At 55.1% G+C, this 21,907-nt stretch carries 19 protein-coding genes; 18 read left to right on the top strand and 1 reads right to left on the bottom strand.

The window, feature by feature from the left end; translation table 11 throughout:
* The first annotated feature begins 4 nt into the window (after nucleotides 1-4).
* The 11 genes from JT718_RS13470 (at nucleotide 5) to JT718_RS13520 (ending at nucleotide 12,629) form a co-directional block, all read left to right on the top strand.
* Nucleotides 5-4,600: a translocation/assembly module TamB domain-containing protein gene (locus JT718_RS13470; protein ID WP_445380963.1), complete on the top strand. Its 4,596-nt coding sequence runs from the start codon at nucleotides 5-7 to the stop codon at nucleotides 4,598-4,600.
* Between the two features lie 213 nt (nucleotides 4,601-4,813).
* Nucleotides 4,814-5,713, top strand: coding sequence for a cell division protein FtsX (locus JT718_RS13475; protein ID WP_205503230.1), 900 nt, complete (start codon nucleotides 4,814-4,816; stop codon nucleotides 5,711-5,713).
* 12 nt (nucleotides 5,714-5,725) lie between these two features.
* The gene (locus JT718_RS13480; protein ID WP_205503231.1) at nucleotides 5,726-5,947 is read left to right on the top strand and encodes a DUF3098 domain-containing protein; all 222 of its coding nucleotides are present in this window, start codon (nucleotides 5,726-5,728) and stop codon (nucleotides 5,945-5,947) included.
* The gene (locus tag JT718_RS13485) at nucleotides 5,948-6,790 is read left to right on the top strand and encodes an undecaprenyl-diphosphate phosphatase (RefSeq protein ID WP_205503232.1); all 843 of its coding nucleotides are present in this window, start codon (nucleotides 5,948-5,950) and stop codon (nucleotides 6,788-6,790) included.
* Nucleotides 6,790-7,500, top strand: coding sequence for a tRNA pseudouridine(55) synthase TruB (truB, locus tag JT718_RS13490; RefSeq protein ID WP_205503233.1), 711 nt, complete (start codon nucleotides 6,790-6,792; stop codon nucleotides 7,498-7,500). Before JT718_RS13485 ends, truB begins: the two co-directional genes overlap by 1 nt.
* The gene (locus JT718_RS13495) at nucleotides 7,478-8,404 is read left to right on the top strand and encodes a bifunctional riboflavin kinase/FAD synthetase (protein WP_205503234.1); all 927 of its coding nucleotides are present in this window, start codon (nucleotides 7,478-7,480) and stop codon (nucleotides 8,402-8,404) included. The genes truB and JT718_RS13495 overlap by 23 nt, the downstream gene beginning before the upstream one ends.
* A gap of 95 nt (nucleotides 8,405-8,499) precedes the next feature.
* On the top strand, nucleotides 8,500-8,904 hold the full coding sequence (locus tag JT718_RS13500; RefSeq protein WP_205503235.1) for a hypothetical protein: 405 nt from the start codon (nucleotides 8,500-8,502) through the stop codon (nucleotides 8,902-8,904).
* A gap of 107 nt (nucleotides 8,905-9,011) precedes the next feature.
* Entirely contained in the window at nucleotides 9,012-9,704 is a 693-nt protein-coding gene (locus JT718_RS13505) for a CoA transferase subunit A (protein WP_205503236.1), read from the top strand.
* A gap of 83 nt (nucleotides 9,705-9,787) precedes the next feature.
* Nucleotides 9,788-10,147, top strand: coding sequence for a four helix bundle protein (locus tag JT718_RS13510; RefSeq protein WP_205503237.1), 360 nt, complete (start codon nucleotides 9,788-9,790; stop codon nucleotides 10,145-10,147).
* 30 nt (nucleotides 10,148-10,177) lie between these two features.
* Nucleotides 10,178-10,831 (top strand): CoA transferase subunit B, encoded by a 654-nt coding sequence (locus JT718_RS13515; RefSeq protein ID WP_205503238.1) that lies wholly within the window; start codon nucleotides 10,178-10,180, stop codon nucleotides 10,829-10,831.
* A gap of 244 nt (nucleotides 10,832-11,075) precedes the next feature.
* Entirely contained in the window at nucleotides 11,076-12,629 is a 1,554-nt protein-coding gene (locus tag JT718_RS13520; protein WP_205503239.1) for a bifunctional GNAT family N-acetyltransferase/carbon-nitrogen hydrolase family protein, read from the top strand.
* 95 nt (nucleotides 12,630-12,724) lie between these two features.
* Here JT718_RS13520 and JT718_RS13525 read toward each other — a convergent pair whose 3' ends face one another.
* Nucleotides 12,725-13,612 (bottom strand): chain length determinant protein, encoded by an 888-nt coding sequence (locus tag JT718_RS13525; RefSeq protein WP_205503240.1) that lies wholly within the window; start codon nucleotides 13,610-13,612, stop codon nucleotides 12,725-12,727.
* A 225-nt stretch (nucleotides 13,613-13,837) separates the two neighbouring features.
* Between JT718_RS13525 and JT718_RS13530 the strand changes: the two genes are divergently transcribed.
* Genes JT718_RS13530 through JT718_RS13560 form a run of 7 tightly spaced genes read left to right on the top strand, consistent with a single transcriptional unit; the run spans nucleotide 13,838 to nucleotide 21,719 of the window.
* Nucleotides 13,838-15,118 (top strand): oligosaccharide flippase family protein, encoded by a 1,281-nt coding sequence (locus JT718_RS13530; RefSeq protein ID WP_205503241.1) that lies wholly within the window; start codon nucleotides 13,838-13,840, stop codon nucleotides 15,116-15,118.
* A gap of 30 nt (nucleotides 15,119-15,148) precedes the next feature.
* Nucleotides 15,149-16,024 carry a glycosyltransferase family 2 protein gene (locus tag JT718_RS13535; RefSeq protein WP_205503242.1) on the top strand — a complete coding sequence of 292 codons (876 nt, stop codon included), beginning with the start codon at nucleotides 15,149-15,151 and terminating at the stop codon, nucleotides 16,022-16,024.
* 2 nt (nucleotides 16,025-16,026) lie between these two features.
* Nucleotides 16,027-17,022, top strand: a complete 996-nt coding sequence (locus JT718_RS13540; protein ID WP_205503243.1) for a glycosyltransferase family 2 protein — start codon at nucleotides 16,027-16,029, stop codon at nucleotides 17,020-17,022.
* Nucleotides 17,019-18,236, top strand: coding sequence for a YniB family protein (locus tag JT718_RS13545; protein WP_205503244.1), 1,218 nt, complete (start codon nucleotides 17,019-17,021; stop codon nucleotides 18,234-18,236). Before JT718_RS13540 ends, JT718_RS13545 begins: the two co-directional genes overlap by 4 nt.
* Nucleotides 18,236-19,318, top strand: coding sequence for a glycosyltransferase family 4 protein (locus JT718_RS13550; protein ID WP_205503245.1), 1,083 nt, complete (start codon nucleotides 18,236-18,238; stop codon nucleotides 19,316-19,318). The genes JT718_RS13545 and JT718_RS13550 overlap by 1 nt, the downstream gene beginning before the upstream one ends.
* Complete coding sequence (locus JT718_RS13555) at nucleotides 19,315-20,424, top strand: DUF1972 domain-containing protein (RefSeq protein WP_205503246.1); 1,110 nt, start codon at nucleotides 19,315-19,317, stop codon at nucleotides 20,422-20,424. Before JT718_RS13550 ends, JT718_RS13555 begins: the two co-directional genes overlap by 4 nt.
* Nucleotides 20,421-21,719: an O-antigen ligase family protein gene (locus JT718_RS13560; RefSeq protein WP_205503247.1), complete on the top strand. Its 1,299-nt coding sequence runs from the start codon at nucleotides 20,421-20,423 to the stop codon at nucleotides 21,717-21,719. Before JT718_RS13555 ends, JT718_RS13560 begins: the two co-directional genes overlap by 4 nt.
* Nucleotides 21,720-21,907 lie beyond the last annotated feature (188 nt).

The raw sequence follows: 21,907 nt of genomic DNA on the forward strand, positions 1-21,907 counted from the left end.
TCCGTTGGAGACGCAAGACCAAGAAGAGAAGCTAGAAAAAAAGAAAAACTACCCGCAAGTTATAGCAAAAGCTCTGTTAAAAATAATCCTGGGCTTGGTTATAGTAGTGGTGGTGCTGGTGGGAGCCCTCACCCTGGCTTTGCGTTTTCCGGCCGTTCAGACCAAAGTAGCCCAGAAAGCGGCCAGCATCCTCTCCAAGACCATCAACCACCAGGTGACCGTAGGCCGGGTAGACATCAGGCCTTTTAAGAGCGTGCTGCTGCAGAACGTGCGCGTGCTGGACCGCCAGAAGAAAACCCTTTTCTACATTGGCGAAGCCGATGCCGATATCAGTTTCTTCAACCTCTTCAAGCCCGACCGGCTGCACATCGCGTCGCTTACCTTAACGGAGCCCGAGGCCAACCTGATCAAATACAAAGGCTCCGACACGCTGAACATGAGCACGTTCATCTCGTCGCTGGCCAACCTCATCACCAAAGACACCACCAAGGCCAGCAAGCCGTTTGACTTCAAGATTGACGAAATCGTGCTCAAAAACGGGCACTTCACGTACCACAACTACAACGATCCGTTCATCCCCTACGGCCTGGATTACCAGCACCTGGACCTGGAGCGCATCAGCGGTAAGTTCTCTGATATCCAGATCAAAGGCGATACCATCCACACGCTCATCACCAGCCTCACCACCATTGACAAAAAGTCCAGGACGTACCTCAAGGACCTGGATACGCGCATGACCTTTGCGCCCACGTTCTGGGAATGGGACAAGCTGAACCTGCGCGTGAACAACAGCCATCTGGCCAACTACGTGCGCTTTGATTATCGCGTGTTCTGGAACTTCAAGGACTTCAATGACAGCATGAACGTAACCGCCTCGTTTGACAGCACTTACGTCACTTCAGATGATATTGCGCTGTTTGCGCCGGTGCTCAAAGACTGGAACGAAAAAGTGCTGCTCTCGGGCAAGGTGAAGGGCAAGGTGAAGAATTTCCGGGCGCAGGACGTGGACATCCGCTACGGCCAGTACACCCACATCACCGGCGATATCTCCGCCGACGGTCTGCCCAACTTCCGGAACACCTTCGCCGACTTGGTGCTGGGGCCCAGTTCTATCAATGCACGCGATATCCGCCATTTCCTGCCTAAAAAAGCCTATAACATGGCGGCCCGGGCCGGAACGGTAAAGCTGCAGGGCGAATTCACCGGTTTCTACAATGACTTTGTGGCGAACGGGGCCTTCCAGAGCGCGCTGGGGAACGTGGTATCTGACATCAATCTCAAATTTGACAAAAACAACATTGAACGCTCGGCCTACCGTGGCTACCTCAAGACGCCTGGCTTTGACGTGGGCGGCCTGCTGGGCGACCGGAGCGTGCTCAAAACCGTGGCCATGGACGGCCGCGTGCAGGGCAGCGGCTTCAGTCTGGAGACGGCGCACCTCAACGTAGACGCCACCGTGAACGCCATCAACGTGAACAACTATAACTTCCGGAACATTGTGGTCAACGCCGACCTGAGCCGCCAGACTTTTAACGGGGACCTCAGCATCAAGGACCCCAACCTGCGCATGGCAGCCTCCGGGCAGATCAACCTGCAGAACCAGCAACAGGTGTTTGACCTGCGGGCCGATGTGGAGCGGGCCGACCTGCGGGCCCTGGGCTTTACGGACCAGGGCATTGTGCTGGCCACCCAGGCCGACGTGGACTTCACCGGAATTCAACTGGATGAGATTGCCGGCCTCGCCGATTTCAAAAACACCAGCCTCACCTACGGGGGCAGAACCGTGGCCATTGACTCGCTCACCATTGAGTCGCACTTTCATGACGGCATCCGCGAATTGCACGTGGGCTCTGAGGTGCTGGCCCTGCGCGCCGGGGGCAACTTCCTGTACTCGCGCTTCTTCGCCGACCTGCAGACCCTGGTGCACGAATACCGCCTGAACCTGGAGAACAACCCGGTGAAGATTGCCAACTACTACCGCCGCAAACCCGCGGCCCCGCCCGCCTCCTATGAAGTAGACCTGGACGTGCACCTGCGCCACATTGACCCGGTGCTACAGGCCTTTGTGCCCAGCGTTTCCATTTCCCGGTTCTCTACCCTGGAGGGCACTTTCCGCAACGGGCCCACCTCGGTGCTCACCCTGGTGGGGCAGATGGACACCATCCGGTACGGCAAGTTTGAGTTTTACCAGAACAACGTGGAGGTGACGTCTTCCAAGCTCTGGAACAACCCAGACGTGCTGGCCAACGCCATTGTCACGTCTGAGCGCCAGAATCTGGGCTGGGCCGGCGACACGGAGAGACTGTACGTAGAGGGCGTCTGGAACGAGCGCCTCATCAGTTTCTCCAGCAACATCGCCCAGACGGGCACTACCAACCGGGCCAACATCAGCGGCAACGTTTCCTTTGAGCAAGACCAGATTCAGGTAGTGTTCAACCGCTCCAACATCAACGTGCTGGACAAACTCTGGAGCATCTCGCCCCAGAACACCATTGTCTTTGAGAACGGAGTGGTGAGGTTTGAGAACATCACTTTGTCTAACGGTCCGCAGAGCGTGAACATTTTTGGGGCGCTTTCCAGAAATCCGCAGGATTTGCTTACCGTGAGCCTCACCGATTTCCGGCTGGAAAACCTGAACCCACTCCTGCCCGACCCGATTGATGGCCGCCTGAACGGAGAACTGCAATTGCGCGACCTGTACAAGGAAGTGAATTTAACCTCGCGCATCACCGTAGACACCTTCCTGATTGACCAGCAGCTGATTGGCAACGTGGCCGGCACCACCAACTGGGACAACCGCCAGAAGCGCATGGACGTGGACCTGGGCATTAGCCGCGACGCCAAAAAAGTGCTGTCGCTCACGGGTTCCTATGACCCCAACGGCGGACAGCAGGAGCTTGATTTACTGGCTGTGCTGGACGATGCCCAGCTCAAGATTGTGGAGCCGGTGCTCAACACCATCATGTCTGACCTGGGCGGCACCATGGACGGCCGCGTGCGCATCTCGGGCCGCCTGACCGCCCCCGTTCTGAAGGGCTCCGTGATGGTCACCGATGGCTCCTTCGTGTTCAATTACCTCAACACGCGCTACACCTTCGCTGACCGGGTGTTCTTCACCGAGAACGACATCTCGTTCCAGAATGTGCGCATCCGGGACATCTACAACAACGTGGCGGTCCTGAACGGGGGCATTTACCATGACGGCTTCCAGAACATGGTGCTGGACCTTAGGGCCCGCTTTAACCGGTTCATGGTCCTGAACACCACCCGGTCAGACAACCCGCTGTACTACGGCACGGCCTTCGCCACCGGCGAGGTCACCGCGCTGGGCTCTACCTCTAACCTGCAGGTGAATATCACGGCCCGCAGCGAGAACAACACCAGCATTGCCATTCCGCTGGACAACACCACCGCCCTGGAGCGCCAGAACTTTGTGACGTTTGTGAACAACAACCCGGCCGTGCGCGACACCACCGTGCAGGACACCGCCGCCGTGGTGCGGCAGGGCGTGGACCTGAGCGGCATCCGGCTCAACTTCAACCTGGACGTGAACGAGAACGCCTACATAGAGCTGATCTTTGACGAGCGCACCGGTGACATTATCCGGGGCCGGGGCCGGGGCAACATCCGCATGGAGATTGACACCCGAGGCGAGTTCTCCATGTACGGCAACTACGAAATTGTGCAGGGTCGCTACAACTTCACCCTGCTGGGCGTGATCAACAAAGAATTCAACGTACGGCCGGGCGGCACCGTGACCTGGAACGGCGATCCGCTGGAAGGCCTCCTGAAACTCACCGCCACGTACACCCAACGCGTGTCGCTAGCCCCTATCCTGGGCGACTTGAGCCAGGAAGAACGCCAATCGGCGGCGGCCCGCTCGCGCTACCCGGTTACCGCCGTAATGGAGCTGGACGGCCCGCTCACCACCCCGCAAATCAGGCTCAACCTGGAGTTTAATGACCCGCCCAGCCTGCTGGAAGCCCAGATAACCCGCTACCTGAACAACTTAAGAAATGATGAGCAGGAACTGAACCGCCAGGTGTTTTCGCTGCTGGCCTTCAAGCGCTTGTCGGCGCAGGATGAATTGCAGGTGGGCCTGGGCGTGGGCGACCTGGGCAGCAGCGTGGGCGAGCTCTTCTCCAACCAGCTCAGCTACTGGCTCTCGCAGATTGACTCCAACCTGGAGGTGGACATTGGGGTGAGCGGCTACGCCGACCAGGTGCTGGATGATGTGCAACTCAGGCTGAGCTACACCTTCCTGGAAGGTCGTCTGAAAGTAACCCGCGAGGGCAGCGTGAACAACAACCGCTTCGGGAACAACCGCTCCACCGCCGCCGGCGACTGGTCGGTGGAGTACTACCTGAGCAAGAGCGGCCAGCTGCGCCTGAGGGCCACCTATGAAACCACCCCCCGCGACTTTGAGGCCAACGCCACCGCCAGCCGCCAGACGGTAAGTATCCTGCACCAGGCCAACTTTGACCGCTTTGGCGAACTGTTCCGGCGCCGCCGCCTGAGCAAACGGGCCCAGCGCGCCGCCGAGCGCGAGCGCATGATCCGCCTGCAAGACGACACGCCCACCCCCCGCAGCAACCTTTAGGGCAACGCCTGTTTAGGGGCTGTTTCTGCCAAAACAGGCCCTAAACAGGCGTTTCTTGTCGCCTTAGCCTCTGGCAATTGAAACCGCACGCAACTTCATGCAAGGAGAGCCCCAGCCGCCGTTTAGGGCCTCTTTTTCAGAAAACAGGCGAAAAACCCCTCCCGCCCCGTTCATCTTCTAAATAATTACTTAATTTTGCCGGCACACGTACCTATGGCTGCAAAACCGCTTAAACATACCCGCAAGAAGAAACTAGGCAATTACCCGCATACCATGGTGATCTTCAGCATCACGCTGGCCTTGTTTGTGATTGGCTTGTTTGGCCTCTTGCTCATCCACGCCGGAAAGCTCTCTAACCTGGTAAAACAGAACATTGAGGTGCAGGTGTACCTGGACCGGGAACTCACGCCGCTGGAGCTGGAGAAGCTCAGGAAAACGCTGGCCCGCAAGGAGTACATTGCCTACGAGGAGAACAAGCCGCAGGTGGAGTTCCTGTCAAAGGAAGAGGGTGCCCGCGAGTTCATTGACGAAAGCGGCGAGGATTTCCTTACGTTCCTGGGCGAAAACCCCTTGCGCGACGCCTATATCCTGCGCATCAACCCGGACTTTGCCACCTCAGAACAGCTCAAGCAGATCAAGAATGATCTGCAGAACACCACCGGCGTGTACGAGGTAGATTACGTGGAAAGCCTCATTGACTCCATCAACCACAACCTGCGGCGGGTGAGCATTGTGCTGCTGGCCTTTGCGGGCATTCTGGTGGTGGTGGTCATCATCCTCATCAACAACACCATTAAGCTGGCCCTTTTCTCGCAGCGCTTCCTCATCAGGAGCATGCAGCTGGTGGGAGCCACGTCGTTCTTCATCCAGCGTCCGTTCCTGAACCGGGCCACGTTCCAGGGCCTCATGAGCGGCGCCATTGCCTCTGCCCTGCTCTTTGGCCTGATGCAGTACGCCTACCACGAAATCAGCGAGCTGTACCTGCTGCGCGACCAGGAGCAAATGCTCATCTTAATGGCCGCTTTGCTGCTCCTGGGCGGCGTGCTGGGCTTCTTCAGTTCTTACCGGGCGGTAAAGAAGTACCTGCGCTCTTCGTTAGACGATTTATACTAAGCAATATCCTTTATGGAAAACAAAAATCCTTCCCCCTTCGCGTTTGGCCGGAGGAACTACCAGATCATGCTGGTGGGCCTGCTGGTCATGGCCATTGGCTTTATCATCATGGCCCTGGACGCTGAACCCTACGGCTACGGCTTCCTGGGTCTCACCCTGGGTCCCATCATCCTGGTCATCGGTTTCCTGATTCAATTCTTCGCCATTCTGGCAAAACCCCGCAAAAACGTTTAAATGAGTATTTGGCAAGCTATCATCTTAGCCATTGTAGAAGGATTGACAGAGTTCTTACCGGTTTCCTCCACCGGACACATGGTGATTGCCTCCAGCCTGATGGGCATCAGTTCCTTTGAGTTCACTAAGATGTTTACCGTTTCCATTCAATTTGGGGCTATCCTCTCGGTGGTGGTGCTGTACTGGAAGCGTTTTATCAATTCAGTTGATTTCTATAAGAAATTATTGACGGCGGTGATCCCCGCCCTGGCCATTGGCTTCCTGCTCAAAGACCTGGTCTATGCCATGCTGGAGCGCGTGGAGATTGTGGCCATCAGCCTGTTGCTAGGTGGTTTGTTCCTGATCTACGTGGACCGTTTGTTCACCGAGAAAGAGCACCCGGTAACTACGCCCAGCTACCGCAACGCCTTTATCATTGGCTTGTTCCAGTGCATCGCCATGATTCCGGGAGTTTCCCGTTCGGCGTCTTCCATCATTGGGGGGCTTACCCAGCGCATGACCCGCAAATCGGCGGCCGAGTTTTCCTTTTTCATGGCGGTGCCCACCATGCTGGCCGCCACCACCTACAGCGTGATCAAAGACCTGCTGCACCTGGAGATCTCTGATGTGCTCACCTTCAACCTGCCCAAGATCCAGGCGGGCTTCAACGCCATTACTGCGCAGGAATGGCAGGTGCTGGCCGTGGGCAACATGGTGGCTTTCCTGGTGGCCATGGCGGCCATCAAGTTCTTTGTAGGCTTTTTGACCAAATACGGCTTCAAACTGTTTGGCTACTACCGCCTGGTGGTAGGCCTGGTGCTGCTGTTGTTGTTAGGTTTAGGCGTAGATATCCAGTTACTGTAATGCAAGAAGCTCCCTATGATTTTGAGGCCGGGGCCATCCTGTTGATGGACAAACCCCTCACCTGGACTTCTTTTGACGTGGTGAAGAAAACCAAGTTTGCCCTGCGCATCAAGAAGATCGGCCACGCCGGCACCCTTGATCCCTTGGCCACCGGTTTGCTCATTCTGTGCACCGGTAAGTTCACCAAGCGCATTGAGGAAATTCAGGCGCAGGAGAAGGAATACACCGGCACCTTTGTGCTGGGCCATACCACGCCGTCGTTTGACCTGGAAACCGAGATAGACAGCACCGCCCCCACCGACCACCTCACCGGGGACATGCTGCGCGAAGCGGCGGATTCTTTCCTGGGCGAGATTGACCAGACGCCGCCCATTTACTCGGCGGTAAAGGTGAACGGCGAACGCGCCTACTCCCTGGCTCGCCGGGGCGAAGCCGCCGAGATCAAATCCAAGCGCATCACCATCAAGCAGTTTGAGATTACGTCTGTGGAGGACAACCAAGTGGGGTTTAGGGTAGTATGCTCCAAGGGAACCTACATCCGCAGCCTAGCCCGCGACTTTGGCGCCAAACTGGGGTGTGGGGCCTACCTGTCTAAACTGGTGCGCACCCGCATTGGGGAGTACCGCCTGGAAGATGCCATGACTTTAGACCAACTGCAGGAACTCCGCGAAAAACAAGGGACGCACCATGATCGTCATCCAGGAGCTTAGCCAATTCCCGGCGCTGTCGCATGCCGTGGTCACCTCGGGCACGTTTGACGGCGTTCACGTGGGGCACCAGAAAATCCTATCCAAACTGACGGAGGCCGCCCGCCAGAACAACGGGCAGAGCGTGGTGATTACCTATTGGCCGCACCCGCGCACCGTCCTTAACCCCAACGACGACTCCCTGCGGCTGCTGTCCACCATTGAAGAGCGCATTGAGGCCCTTCGGCAGTACGGGGTAGATTACCTGCTGCTGCTGCCGTTCACCAAAGAATTTGCCCAGCTTTCGTCAGAGGAGTACATCCAGAAGATCCTGATCAACACCATCCGGACAAAAAAGCTGGTGATTGGCTACGACCACCGGTTCGGGAAGAACCGCGAGGGCGGCTTTGACTACCTGCAGGCCAACGCCCAGCGCTACGGCTTTGAGGTGGAAGAAATACCGCGCCAGGATGTGGACGCCGTGGGCGTAAGCTCCAGCAAGATCAGGACCGCGCTGGAGCGCGGCGACGTGGACACTGCCGCCCGTTACCTGGGCCGGCCGTATTCCCTTACCGGCACCGTGGTGCAGGGCAAGCAACTGGGCCGCACCCTGGGCTACCCCACTGCCAATCTGGAGCCCCGGGAAAAACTCAAGCTGGTGCCCGCCCAGGGCATCTATGCCGTGCGGGTGCAAACCCCGGCGGGCCCCTACAAGGGCATGCTGAGCATCGGCACCAACCCCACTGTGCAGGGCGACCGCCAAACCATTGAGGTGAACCTGTTTGACTTTGACGCCGACCTGTACGGCCAGGAGATCACCCTCCTTTTCATTGCGTACCTGCGCCCCGAGGAGAAATTCTCCGGGCTGGAGGAACTCACCCAACAACTGCACCAAGACAAGCTGGCAGCCTTACAAGTGTTAGGATAAACCAGAGAAAACCGTAACTTCACCCTGGGCTTTCACGATAGAGACAGAGGGAAGCAAGCCCGGTTCTGGTTTGTTCACGTACACAAGACTGCAGCATGTTCAGAAGCATTCTCTCTGTTTTAGGCGGAGCCGCCGTAGGCGTATTCACCATTAGCCTGGTACAATACCTCAGCCACCAATTGTATCCGGTACCCGCCAACCTGGACCCGGAAGACCTGGAGGCCGCCTCCGCTGCCCTGGCCAACGCCCCAACCCCTGCCTTGCTGTTAGTACTGCTGGCCTACGCACTGGGCTCCTTCTTCGGGGGCATGGTGGCCGCCCGGTACGCCGTTCACAGACCCGTTCTGCACGCCTTGTTAGTGGGCATTTTGCTGCTGGCGGCCGGTATTGCCAACCTGGTAGCCTTGCCGCACCCGGTCTGGTTTACGGTAGCGGCAGTGCTCCTTTTTCTGCCCATGGCGTACTTCGGCGGAACAATGTCGGCCAAGCGTATGCCCTAGGGCTGTTTCAGGGCTGTTTTGCGGAAAACAGACCTGAAACAGTCCCTGCCTCTCCCCTCCCAGATTCACGATTCTAATGTATACTCCACCTTCATCAGTAGATTCTTATGATAAATAAAGTGGTACAAGATGCCGCCGCCGCCTGCCAGGATATTCCAGACGGGGCCACCTTAATGCTGGGCGGCTTTGGGCTGTGCGGCATTCCGGAAAACTCCATCAAGGAAATCCTGCGCAAAGGCATCAAAGACCTGACCTGCATTTCCAACAACGCGGGGGTTGATGATTTCGGCATTGGCCTGATGCTGCAGAAGCGCCAGGTAAAAAAGATGATCTCCAGCTACGTGGGCGAGAACGCCGAGTTTGAGCGGCAGCTGCTCTCGGGAGAATTGGAAGTGGAACTGATTCCGCAGGGCACCCTGGCCGAGCGCATCCGGGCCGGCGGCGCGGGCATTCCGGCTTTTTTCACCCCGGCGGGCTACGGCACCGAGGTGGGCGAAGGCAAGGAAAGCCGCGAGTTCAACGGCAAGATGTACCTGATGGAGACCTGGCTCAAAGCCGATTTCGCACTGGTGAAAGCCTGGAAGGGCGACACCGCCGGCAACCTCATCTACAAAGGCACGGCCCGCAACTTCAACCCCATGATGGCCACCGCCGGCACCATCACCATTGCCGAGGTGGAGGAACTGGTTCCCGTAGGCGAACTGGACCCCAACCTAATCCACACCCCCGGCATCTACGTGCAGCGCATTTACCAGGGCAAAGACTACGAGAAACGGATTGAGCAGCGAACTACTCGGTAATGTGCTAATTGTTTAATGTGCTCATGTGCTAATGAGCCATTTGCACTTGCCATAAGATTGCACCTATTTTGATGGTTAAACTCATGGAAAATGGATCTGTAAAAAAAGGGAACGCCATTGTGGCAAAGTCTTTTGATTTTGCCCTATCCATCATTCAATACACCGAGGCATTGGAGCAACTGCGCAAGTTTGTGGTGGCCAACCAACTCCTGAAAAGCGGCACCTCCATTGGGGCCAACGTCTGGGAGGCCCAGCACGCGGAAAGCCGCGCCGATTTCATCCATAAACTCAAGATTGCCGCCAAAGAAGCCACCGAAACAGAATATTGGCTGTTGCTCTGCAAGCACAGTCAGCAGTATCCTGCCATAGATGACAGACTGGAGATGCTACTGGAACTCCAGAAACTCTTGACTAAAATCATTTCCTCCACCAAGCAGAAATAGCACATCAGCACATTAAGACATTAGCACATTATGTTAGATAAACACGGCATTGCCAAAAGAATAGCAAAAGAACTGCAAGACGGGTATTACGTGAACCTGGGCATTGGCATTCCCACCTTGGTGGCCAACTACATTCCCCAGGGCATAGACGTGGTGCTGCAGAGTGAGAACGGCCTGCTGGGCATGGGGCCCTTCCCCACCGAGGACGAGGTAGACCCCGACCTGATCAACGCCGGTAAGCAAACGGTGACCACCCTGCCGGGCTCCTCCATTTTCAGCTCCGCCGACAGCTTTGCCATGATCCGGGGCGAGCACGTGCACCTCACCATCCTGGGGGCCATGGAAGTCTCGGAGCGGGGCGACATTGCCAACTGGAAAATACCCGGCAAGATGGTGAAGGGAATGGGCGGGGCCATGGACCTGGTAGCCTCGGCCAAAAACATCATCGTGGCCATGCAGCACACCTCCAAAGACGGACAGTCTAAGTTGCTCAAAGACTGCACCCTGCCCATCACCGGCCTGGCCTGCGTGAAGAAGATTGTCACCGACCTGGCCGTGCTGGAAGTGACGCCAGAGGGCTTCCGGCTGCTGGAGCGGGCGCCCGGCGTAACGGTGGAGCAGATAGCCGCCGCCACTCAGGGAAAACTCATCATTGAGGGCGAGATTCCTGAAATTAATATTTAACCAAGTTTGTTCAGGTCAGGCAACCGGCTCCGCTTGTCCGGGTCTTTGGCTGTTTTTGGGCCTTTTTTCGATAATCGTGCCTAAAAGGCCGTATACCCTCACCAGGACCTCGGGCTTGAATGCCTAGCGTTGCTTTTGTACCTTTGAACTATGCCGTGTTGGCAACCTTCAGGAAAAGCACTTGCCCGGCCGGCAGGTGCTTCCTCCAGGCCAGGCATAGGCGTTTGCTAACCGATTTAAAAACATGAGTGAAAATACCGAGCATAAGTTAATCCTGCGTCAGCTTACCACTTCTGATTACAAAGAGGTGAAACAGATCATGGAGCTGGTCTACACCAACCTGGGCGGCTCCTGGACCCAAAAAGAATTCTCTACCCTTCTCAAGCGCTTCCCAGAGGGCCAGCTGTGTATTGAGGACAAAGGCCGCGTGGTGGCCGCCGCCCTCAGCATCATCGTGGATTATTCTGAGTTTGGCGACAAACACACCTACGAGCAGATTGTGGGCGGCGGTAAGTTTGACACGCATGACCCCGAGGGCGACACGCTGTACGGCGTAGACGTGTTCGTGCACCCCGAGTACCGCAACCTGCGCCTGGGCCGCCGTCTGTACGACGCCCGCAAGGAACTCTGCGAGAACCTGAACCTGCGCGGCATCATCCTGGGCGGCCGCATTCCCGGCTACCGCGAATTTGCCGACCGCATGACGCCCGGCAAGTACATTGAGCAGGTGCGAAACAAAGAGATCTATGACCCAATTCTCACGTTCCAGCTCAGCAACGGCTTTCACGTAAGAAAGATCATCAGGGGCTACATGCCGCAGGATGCGGAGTCCAAGGCCTATGCCTCCCTGCTGGAGTGGATCAACGTGTACTATGAGGAAAAAGAGAAGCTGGTGGGCGGTACCAAGCGCGTGGTGCGCATTGGCGTGATCCAATGGCAGATGCGGCAGATGACCTCGCTGGAAGACTTTGAGCAGCAGGTAGAGTTCTTTGTGGACACCGTGAGCTCCTACAAGGCAGACATGGTCATGTTCCCCGAGTTCTTCAACGCGCCCCTCATGGCCTTGTCTGACGAGTCCACCCCATCGGCCGCCATCCGGAAGCTGGCTGAGTACACCGACGGCATCCGGGAGCGCCTGATTCACCTGGCGCTTTCCTACAACATCAACATCATTGCCGGCAGCATGCCCGAGTACATTGACAACAAACTGCACAATGTAAGCTACCTCTGCCGCCGCGATGGCACCTACGACAAGCAGTACAAACTGCACGTGACCCCCGACGAGTCGCAGTACTGGGGCATGCGCGGGGGCAACAAGCTCAACGTGTTTGATACCGATTTCGGGAAGATTGGCCTCCTCATCTGCTATGACGTGGAGTTCCCCGAGTTGGCCCGTATGCTCTCAGACCAGGACATGAAGATCCTCTTCGTGCCCTACCAGACCGATACCAAGAATGCTTACCTGCGGGTGCGGCACTGCGCCCAGGCCCGGGCCATTGAGAACGAGTGCTACGTGGCCATTACCGGCAGCGTGGGCAACCTGCCCCGCGTAGAGAACATGGACATCCAGTACTCGCAGTCGGCGGTGTTCTCGCCCTCAGACGTGGCTTTCCCGCATGACGCCATCATTGCCGAAGCCACCCCCAACACCGAGATGACCCTCATCGCCGACCTGGACCTGGACCTGCTCAAGGACCTGAACACCACGGGTAGCGTGCGCAACCTCAGAGACCGCCGCAAAGACCTGTACAACCTGAGCTGGCTGCACCAGAAGGAAGACGATTTAACCGAGATTTAAACAAAACAGCCCTGAAACAAAAAAAGCCGGTATCCATTACCGGCTTTTTTTGTTTCAGGGCTGTTTTTTGAGAAAGCGGCCCAAAACGGTGGGGCTTAGGCCACCCTCCTTTTATCTGCATACAGGGCCACCAGGCAGCCCAGAAGAAAAGCACTCAAGGCACCCACCAGCAGGTATTTCACCAGGCTGGGGCCCGACGGGGCAAGGCGCGGAATAAACCCTACCACCACCTCAATGTTATTTAAACGCTTGATCTCGGCTTCTATGCCCGTCTGTTTTTCATAGAAACTCAGGCTTTCGCGGTACAGCTGTGAGGGGTCAAGCGCTTCGCCGTAGACAAGCCCGTTGGCGGGGCCGTTCAACTCTATGGCTTTCCGTTTTACGCTGTCCAGTGAGGCGATGTCTTCTTTCAGCTTGTCTACCAGGCGGCCCAGATGCTCCTGTTTGATCTGTCTTTGCTTGTTGAAGTAGTGGTTGTTGCCCAGGTAACGGGCAATGCCAGTCTGCAGCGAGTCGAACACCTGGTTGTTGTACACCTCCACGGTGACTATAAAAGGCCCGCCTTCCAGTACGCTGTCCTGGGGAATGCCCTGATCCAGGGTTTGATAGGTCACCCCTTTAAGGTCGAGGGCCGTCTGCTCGCTGATGCCCAGGTGTTTGGAGACCTGCTTGCTGTTCTTTTCCTTCACCATCAGGTTCAGGTTAGAGACCAGGTCCTCTACGTACTCATTTCTCACCTCGGGCAGCACCATGGTCATATCAGAAGAGTAGTACGGCCGCGAGACTGTATGCAGTCCGAAGGCCGCCGCCAGGCCCACCAGCGTGAAAAGCAGGAGCGTCAGCGCCTTCCTTCTAAGAAACCGGAAAACACTTTTTATCCCTCCGTAAAGTCTGCTGAAGAAGCGATTCATCCTGCCAAACAGGACATCTAAGTCAATCTCGTCTTCGCTTACTTTTCTGCTCATTTTATCAGTCTCACGCATTTGGTACATCACTTACTGCCTGACAAAACTATGGAAAACAGGAATACTTACAAAGGCAGAAGTCTATTTAAGCCTTTGTACAGGTCAGTGCCCCGGGGCTGAGCGGCCCCTCCCGTGCAGGAATACTGGTGAGGTTAGCAGGAAAGAGGCTATATTTGTACGTTAAAGCAACTGCCCCGCGGCACCTGCGTTCGTCACCCCTTAGACTTTGCTTATCCAACCTCAATGGATTTTCTTAAAAGCAGCCTGCTTAAGTTAAACAGTTTCAACCTGTCTGAACGCAGAATAGCCAAGAATTTTCTGTCCTTAGGGTCTGTACAGCTGATCAATTTCCTCATTCCTATTCTCCTCACCCCCTACATCATCAAGAAAATAGGGATTGAAAAGTTTGGGGTGATCACGGTGGCGCAGATTGTCATCAATTACTTTATCATTTTCACCGATTACGGGTTTAACCTGACCGCTACCCGTGATATCTCGGTGCACCGCGAAGACAAAGCCCAACTGCAGGCCATCTTCAGTACCGTTTTCACCACCAAGGCCTTTCTCACCATGGCCGGTTTTGTGCTGCTGCTAGCGGGGTTGCTCTGGCACGGCGACCCTGCCCTGCTGAAACTCTACCTGCTCACGTACACCTTGGTCATTGGGCAGGCCTTGTTGCCCATCTGGTATTTCCAGGGCATTGAGAACATCAAGGTGCTCTCCTACTTCAATTTACTGTCCAAAGTGGTTTCGGTGATCCTGATTCTGCTGGTCCTGAAAACCGAGGAGGATTACCTCTACATTAACCTGATCTACGGTTTGGGGGCCATCCTGATCGGGGTTATCGGCATCCTGATTGCCTCTAAAAGGGATGCCCTCCACTTCAGCCTCAGTACTCCGGGCAGTGTGGTGCACCAGTTGAAGGAAGGCTGGCAGATTTTTCTTTCTAACCTTACCGTGAACCTGTACATCAGCTCCAACATTGTAATTTTGGGATACACCGGCAACGAAGTAGCCGTGGGAATCTACGGGGTGGCCGAGAAGGTGGTGAATTCCATCAGGCAGTTGCTGGTGATCTTTTACCAGGTCACGTATCCCGCCTTGTGCGGCATGGCAACCAAATCGGTTGAAGAGTTGAAAAGGTTTGTCAAACGATTGTACCTTCCCTTCAGTCTCATGATCCTGGTGGCCTGCGTGGGTACTTTCGCCTTTGCCGGGCCTATTGTCTTCTACTTCACTGACACCTATGATCCTGCCATTATGGACCTGCTGCGCATTTTAAGCGTTGTACCCTTTATTGTATCTTTGAACATATGGGCCAACCAATTGCTCCTGGCCTATGGGCTTAAGAAACTGTACAGCGCTGTGATGGTGACGGGCTCTGTGCTTAACGTGGGGCTCAACCTTTTGCTAAGCAGGCACTTTCTGGCGTACGGCACCGCCGTAACGGTCCTGGTCACCGAGGTATTCATCACCGCCGGGATTATTGTTGCGCTGCTTAGAGCAAAACCCCACCTGCGGTAAGTAATTTTAGGCCCACATTCAGCATCCACCATGGAACTAAGCACACCTGAGAACACGGCCGGCGTAGTGGTTTTGTACAACCCCAGCCCAGAAGTAAAGGAGAACATCCTCTCCTACCTGGATGCCGTGGCCGAGCTGTTTGTGGTGCTGAACTCAGCCCACGTACCAGACCCGCTGTATACGTTTCTAAAAGCACAGCCCAAGGTAACCCTGCTGGAAAACCGACAAAACAAAGGACTTGCCTTTGCCCTGAACCAGGGAGCCGGGAAGGCACTAGCCACGGGCTACCGCTGGCTTTTGACCATGGACCAGGACAGCAAAGCCGCCCCAACTATGCTGGCAACCATGCAGGAAGCCATTCGGGAACACGCCGCTGCCCCCATTGGGCTTGTCTCGCCGGTGCACGTAGACAAGCACGCCGCCCTTACCTCAGTACCCCAGGCCGCCGTTACCGAAACAAAAATTGCTATGACCTCCGGGAACCTGCTTAACTTGCAGGCTTACCAGAAAGTGGGCCCCTTTGAGACCAAGCTGTTCATTGACTACATAGACCATGAATACTGCCTTAGGCTACAAAGCCAGGGGTACAAGGTCCTGCAGTCAAACAAAAGCATCCTTTACCATAACTTAGGGGCGGTGAAGGTGCACCGGCTGCTGCACGTGCAGGTAGCCACCACCCATCATTCGCCGGAGAGAAGGTACTACATTACCCGTAACCGGCTGTATGTGATGCACAAGTACAGAAAGCAGTTTCCGGAGTACTACAAAGCAGAATGGAAGCACCTTCTGGTAGATTTCGCCCGCATTTTGCTCTTTGAGGAAAATAAAGGCCAGAAATTGAAGTTTATCCTGAAGGGATACCAAGATTACAGAGCAGGTGCTTTTTTTCCATTAACCAGTAAATAGCCATGTCTTCCCTGGTCTATATTGTTATTGTCAATTACAAGCGGTGGACAGATACTATGGAGTGTCTGGAAAGCCTGCTGAGAAGCACCTACTCGCATTTCAGGGTGGTGGTCATTGACAACGACTCCCAGAACAACTCTGTGCAACACCTGGCGGACTGGGCAGCCGGCAAGCAGGCGTTTACCTGCCCTAACCCCCGGTTGCAGCACCTCTTCTCTTCTCCTCGCAAACAGGAGCTTACCTTTTGCACCCTGACCGAGGAAGAATTGGAGGCCGTTGATGTATCAGCACCTGCCCCCCTGCTCACCCTTGTGCAGGCCAGAAATAACCATGGCTTTGCCGCGGGCAATAACCTGTTTCTTAAAAAGCTCCTGACAACCGAAAGTTACGTCTGGATGCTGAACCCCGACATGGTGGTGGAGGAAGACACCCTGCGTCATCTGGTTGCCTGTGCCCAACACCAGCCCGCAAAGGTTATCCTGGGCTCGCGGGTAAAAAGCTACGAGGCGCCTACCCACACCCTGAACCTGGGGGCCGGCAAGATCAACTCCTACACGGGTACGGTTTCTATGGTACACTCCGCTTCTGAGCAGGCAGAGATTGACTATATCTCGGGTGGGGCGCTTTTCACGTCCGCTGCCAGCTTCAGGGACCTGGGCCTAATGGAGGAAAGCTTTTTTCTGTACTGGGAAGAGACCGAGTGGTGTTACCGCGCCAAGCGGCAGGGATACAGGTTACAGGTTTGCGAGGATGCCGTGGTCTATGATAAAATAAGTACGTCTATTGGCCGGGGATACCTGGCGGAGTATTACTACACCCTTAACGCTTTGCGGTTCACCCATAGAAATCTGAGGGGAAAGGTACCCTTTGTGGTTGCCTCTAACCTGATCAGGGTGGCCAAACGGACGGCGCTTTTCAAGTTTGACCGGGCCAAGGCGGTAGTGATGGCCACCAGAGACTTTTTGTTCAATGGTAAACCGGGGGTAGCGCGTCCATGAAAATCAACAAATACCGTCCTTTCGCCTACATCTATTTCTTCATAAATAGCACCTGGCTGCCGTACGGGTTGCTCTTTACCGGCATTCTGTCGCCCCTGTTCTATGTATGGCTTCTGCTAAACCAAAAGAAATACGTCATTGTCAGGTTTCTGCTGTTTTTAGCCCCTTTTGCGGTAATCCACCTTATAAACGGCGTGGTGCTCAAGTACTACGCGCTCTCCACGGTGTTGCTGCTTTCGTGCTATATCTACACGTATGCCCTCAAAACCTACCTGGAGAAGAAGCAAGGGTTGAACGCGCTCTTTGACCGGCTCACCCTCATCAACTTTGCCCTGACCCTTATAGCCTTAGCGTACTTCAATACGCCCTATCTAAGGACCTTCTGGAGCATCAGCAACATCTCAGACAAGATGGACGGCTACAGGCGCCTGGCCATGTTTACCTATGAGCCCTCGTACTACTCCACCCTGCTGGTTCCGCTGGTGCTGTACTATGTGGCCTCGTTGGTTCATAGCCCCCGGAAAAAGTACCTGTACCTGCTCCTGACACTCCTGCTTTCCGTGGGGCTGGCCTTTTCCCTGGGCATCTGGATCTGCCTGGCCCTGAGTGTTTTTTTCTTTTTCCTCTTCAAGCTAAGGCACTATATCCTAAAAAAGAACTTCCTGAGGATTACCGGTACTATGGCCTCGGTGGCGCTTCTTGGTGCCCTGTTTGCCTTTATCTTCTTCCCCAAAAATCCGTTGTTCCTACGCATCGAGAATTTTATTGAAGGCAGGGATGCCTCTGGGAAGGGAAGAACCTACGAGGCCTTTCTGCTTTCCTACAAGATTGCCGAGCTCAAAAGCCTTGCGTTTGGGGTGGGGCAAGGCCAGATAAAAGTGGTGGGAGACCCTGTGATCAGAAACCACTACAACTACACCCGCGAAGACGTGCCCATCGTGTACATTCCCTGCGCGGCGGCCGAAACCATTGCTATCTTTGGGTTTCTGGGGTTTGGGCTCAGGTTTTTCCTGCTGTTCTACTTCTTCTACAAGACCAGAACCTATGACAGCACCTTCCGCTCCATGCTGTTCATTTACATGTTTATTTACCAGTTTACCGGAAGTTACGTCACCAACGTGGCCGAATACACCATTTGGGTGCTGGCCTTTGTGCCTTGCTTTGACCAGTTTGAGAGAAAGAAACTTCCGGCCTCCCCTTCCACCGTGTCCTAATGAAAGTTGCCTATATTTCCAGATCCACCCTGTTTTCCTCGCCGGGCGGCGATACCAAACAAATTGAGTTAACGGCGCACTACATGCGCCAGTTAGGCGTGCAGGTAGACATTAAGCTAAGCAATGAGCCCGTTGACTACCAGCAGTATGACCTGCTGCATTTCTTCAACATCATCAGGCCTGCCGACCTCCTGCACCACGCCGAGGCATCGGGCAAGCCCTTTGTCATCTCCACCATTTTCCTGGATTACGGCGGCTACGAGAAGAAAAACCGCGAAGGCCTGGGCCGGTTCTTAAACACCTTTTTCTCTGAGGACTCTATTGAGTACCTAAAGGTTATTGCCCGTTTTCTGAAAAACGGCGAGAAAATCATCAGCCCCAGCTACCTGTGGCACGGCCATAGGAAATCGGTGAAGCGCTTGATCAGGCAGGCCAAGGTCCTGCTGCCCAATTCTTTGAACGAGTACCGGCGGCTGGTAGACAAGTACCGCATGGAGAACACCTGCATGGTTATTCCCAACGCCATTGACCCTGCTATGTATTACAGCACCACCAAGGTGCTGGAAGAGTACAAAGACACCGTTATCTGCGTGGCCAGAATTGAGGGCCGCAAGAACCAGCTAAACCTGGTGCGGGCCATGAAAGACGCTCCTTACCAGCTGGTCATCCTGGGCTTGCCATCGCCCAACAACATTGGCTACTACAACCGGTGCAAGGCAGAGGCAACGGCCAACGTGAAGTTTGTGAGCCGGGTGTCTGAGGAGGAACTCTACCAGATGTTCAACTCCGCGAAGGTGCACGTGCTGCCTTCCTTCTTTGAGACCACCGGGCTGGCGAGCCTGGAGGCGGCCGTGATGGGCTGCAACGTGGTCATCACCGACAAAGGCGACACGGAGGAATACTTTGAAGACTACGCCTTCTACTGCAACCCAGAAGATCCGGCCTCAATCAGGGCAGCGATTGACCAGGCCATGGCGGCTCCCTTTACCGAGGGCTTGCGGCAAAAGATCCTGAACAACTATACCTGGGAGATTACCGCCGCTAAAACATTGGAGGCTTATAAACTAGCATTACAGCAATGAACATTGCAATCTTAGGCACGCGGGGCGTTCCCAACCACTACGGTGGTTTTGAGCAATTGGCAGAATACCTCTCTCTGGGCCTGGTGGAAAGAGGGCACCAGGTCACGGTGTACAACTCCCATTCCCACCCGTACCAGCAGCCCCAGTGGAAAGGCGTGACCATTGTGCACCAGTATGACCCGGAGCACAAGCTGGGCACGGCTGGCCAGTTTTTCTATGACCTCAACTGCATCCGGCACTCCAGAACCCAGCGGTTTGATATTATCCTGCAGTTGGGCTACACCAGCAGCTCCATCTGGAGCGACTTGTTCCCTGGCCATTCGCTGGTAGTGACCAACATGGACGGCCTGGAGTGGAAAAGGTCAAAGTATGGCCGGTTTACCAAACAGTTTCTGAAAATAGCCGAAAAACTGGCGGTGGCCAAAAGCGATGTGCTGGTTTCTGATTCCAAGGGCATTGAGAAGTACCTGCAGGCAAAGTACGGGGTTCCCTCCTACTACATTGCCTACGGCGCCACGCTCTTCAATGAAAAGAACCCCAGCGCCCTGCAACCCTATGGGGTAACGCCCTACGGGTATGATCTTTTGATTGCGCGCCTGGAGCCCGAGAACAGCATTGAAACCATTCTGGAAGGGCTTACCCGCAGCACCTCCACCAGGCCTTTGCTGGTCATTGGCGGGTTGAACACCAGGCTGGGCAAAACCCTGCAAGCCAGATTCCCCGACAAGCGGATCAAGTTCCTGGGAGCCATCTACAACATAGACGTGCTCAATAACCTGAGGGCGTATTCTAACCTGTACTTCCACGGCCATACCGTGGGCGGCACCAACCCGTCGTTGCTGGAGGCCATGGCCTCAGACTGCCTTATCTGTGCCCACCAGAATGACTTTAACGGCTCCATCCTGGAAGAAAACGCCTACTACTTCCAGACTCCGGAGGAAGTGAAAATGCTCCTGGAGAGCAAAACCAAGGCAGGGGCAGAATTTGAGAAGATTGAGAATAACAGGCGTAAAATAGAGCAGTCTTTTTCCTGGGAAACCATTATCTCCCAATATGAGGCGTGCTTTTTAGCGTCTATCGCCAGTGGGAGAAAAGCAAAAACGTGAAGCAGGCCACAGAACGACTCTACCAATACCTTTTGGTTGCCGTAGCCGTCACCCTTCCCCTGGGGATCAAGCTCAACAACGTAGCCATAGCTGCTTTGCTGGTCACAGCCGGTGCTTCCTTTTTCACGCGACGCCCGTTTGCCACCCCGGCCCGCAAGCGGGAGTTCTTGCTGAGTTTAGGCATCTACTTCCTGTTTGTAACGGGCCTTCTCTGGACCCAGGACCTCAGGCAGGGCTTTAAAGAACTGGAGCACAAACTGCCGCTGCTCCTGTTCCCGGTCATACTGCTCACCCACCAAACCATCAGCAAGGGCCAGGTACGGCGGGCGCTCCTGGGCTTTGCGTACTCCTGCCTGGCCTGTTCGGTTTATTTGCTGGTGATGGCTGCGGCCAATTACCTGCAAACCCAGAATCTCACGCACTTCTTTTACCATGATTTCTCCCGGCCGCTGGGCATACACGCGGTTTACCTTTCGGCGTACCTGGTATTCGCCAGCTTTATCTTTTTGGAGCAACTCTCAAAGCCACAAACTGGCAACCCGCGGGTCAGGCTTCTGCAGGGGGCAGGGGTTGTACTCCTCACAGCCACCATCTTTCTGCTTTCTTCCAAAACCATTACAGCGGTTTACGTGGCTTTGGTGGTGCTTTTCACTTTCCGGCATTTTACCAGAAAGCGCCAGACTTCCTTCGGGATCATGCTGTCCTCTGGGCTGATGCTGGCCGTGTTGGTCACCATTCTCTCCGTGCCCAACATCAGGACCCGCGCCCAGGAAGTGATGGACTCCAAGTTCTCGGTGCTGCAACAGGAGCGCTTCCAATATGACACCAAGTTCTCTGGTCTTACCCTGCGGTTGTTGTTCTGGAAATTCGCCGTGGAGATCATTGACCGCGAAGACGCGTGGCTGGGGGGCGTGGGTCCCGGCGACAGCCAGTACCACCTGAACAACATCTACCGCGAGTACAACCTGTACACCGGCAACCAGAACAACATAAATCCGCTCACCGGCCAGGTAGACATCGGTTATCTTGACTATGACACCCACAGCCAGTACGTGGAGACTTTCCTGAAGGTAGGATTGGTAGGGCTGTTGTTCCTGGTGGTTTACCTGGGGCGGAACCTTTGGCAAGCCATTACCAGAAAGGAACTGCTGTACACCGCCTTCCTGACCATTTTCATCGCCTTCAGCTTCACTGAGTCTACCCTGCAAACCAACAAGGGCATTGTTTTCTTCGCCTTCTTCAACAGCCTTTTCCTAGCCTATCTCACTTCTGGCCACAAAAAGCCAAGCGAGTAGCACTCTGATTTTAAGCTGTTTTCTAAAAATCGGCTTCAAAACAAGGTTCTGCCCCATTAGTCGAGCAGCGCAACCGCACCATAGGCAACAAACCCACCGGAACCCGTGGCGGGCCTGCTGCCGGAAACAGACCGTTTGCCCTGCTGAAAAGCGCCTGCTTGAAGATAGTTTTGTTCTGCCTGTTCTTT

It is taken from the genome of Rufibacter psychrotolerans, assembly GCF_016924645.1.
Taxonomy (GTDB): domain Bacteria; phylum Bacteroidota; class Bacteroidia; order Cytophagales; family Hymenobacteraceae; genus Nibribacter; species Nibribacter psychrotolerans.